We start from the raw sequence: 1,608 nt of genomic DNA, 5'->3' as shown, positions 1-1,608 counted from the left end.
TTAGATGCAAGATATGGATTTGTGTAGACACTCAAATCACAATATTGCCTTTTCAGAAAAAAGGAAAGCAAAAAAATCGGAACTCTTTTTTAGGTAAAATTTGATCGAAATAGTGAGTAGCAAGAGGGTGCTTGTATCCTACGGAGTACAAACACGTATTTGGTTGATTATCAATGTAATTGATTTTGTAAATAATTATTTCTGTTATTATTGAGTAATTATTTTTATTTTAATTAAGTGATTTGAATTTACTTACGCATTTTTTAAGATGATTATTTAGAGTTGAAAATTTACTCTTTCTACACGATTTTAATTTTGAATTGAATGGAGAAAATCGATCAAAATTAAGTAGACAAAAATATTCGTTTTTATGTTTTTGAAAAAAAGCAAGAGGATACCGTACAAGGTTCGGTATTTACTTAATTTCCAATGTGTTGAAAATTGCAATTTTTACAAAAATGGAGCATTTTTTAAGTAAATAATTGAAAATCAACATCAAAAAATGGAGTATTTAATAATTTTTAACATAAAATAGATCTTTTTTGAAGAAAAAAGTATAATGTAGGGGAAGTGATTTTTGATGAATTATTAATAGTTTAAATCGATAGTTTAAACTGTGAAAATTGAGATGAAAAAATAGTATTCCGAATGAAAGTAGGAATAGCAAGCAGTAATCGGGGAAACCCCGATTCAAAATTATATTCCTTTGATTATTAAGTTTTTACAAAAATAAATTAGTAAATATTTTTTAAAAAAGTAGTAATTTTTATTGTAAGTTGTTGATATATAGTATAGTTATGAGATTTTAAAAAGTAGTATTTCATAGAAATAAGCAAGTAGTATAAAACACATTGTTTTATTAATTTTTATGCTAAAATCAGAAAATAGCAAGGTGTGTTATTTGGGGCAAAAACCTCTGTGAACTATAGTATTTCCAACAAATAACGAACCTTGCCCTACGGGGTTAAAAATTAATTGCTCGTCAAAGTCGCAATCAGAATTTTATAAAAAATATAAATAAAAAGTAGATGCAACTATGCAACTGAACAACAAATAAAAAAGTCTATCAAAAATATTCTGATAGACTTCTTTTATTTTAATTCTATTTTACATAAAAGGTGTTATAGCTTTTACTGAACCGAAGTTGTACGCTGTCTTTTATTCTTTACATAAATTTTCTCTAAGGATTTGTCCAATCCAACTTATACTAGCTACAATTTCAAAATCTGTAATTTCTAAACGATCTGCTAATATTTCATTATCTGATGGAATATATTTATCTCCATAATATTTTTCATCACCAACTTTAATATTGGGTTTTGTTACTCTGATTTCCATTAAGCCATATGATACAAATTCAGAACCACCATTGTCTAATTCCAATTCTTCAACATCATTTTCTATGAAAAACATTAAATCAGGCAACGGAGTTTTTTCAATAATATTTGTTCCTGTAATGAATTGGTCATAATCAATTTTTTTCTCTAAAAATGATTTAAAAAGTAAACCAGTAAGTGATGCTTTGTCTGTGTCTTCACACTTGTCAATAATAAATAATAATTTTTCGCCAACTTTTGTTCTATACTTTAAATCTTCTTCTATTTTATT

Annotated in this window: 1 protein-coding gene; it reads right to left on the bottom strand. The window is 25.9% G+C overall.

The window, feature by feature from the left end; genetic code table 11:
* Positions 1-1,158: 1,158 nt before the first annotated feature.
* On the bottom strand, positions 1,159-1,608 hold a 450-nt coding region (locus tag HX088_RS13820; protein ID WP_286484477.1), incomplete at its 5' end, for a hypothetical protein.

The sequence above is a fragment of the Empedobacter sp. 225-1 genome, assembly GCF_030328185.1.
In the GTDB taxonomy this organism is placed as follows: domain Bacteria; phylum Bacteroidota; class Bacteroidia; order Flavobacteriales; family Weeksellaceae; genus Empedobacter; species Empedobacter stercoris.
The sequence above is the reverse complement of the archived record's forward strand: the minus strand, read 5'-3'. Positions and strand labels throughout refer to the sequence as shown.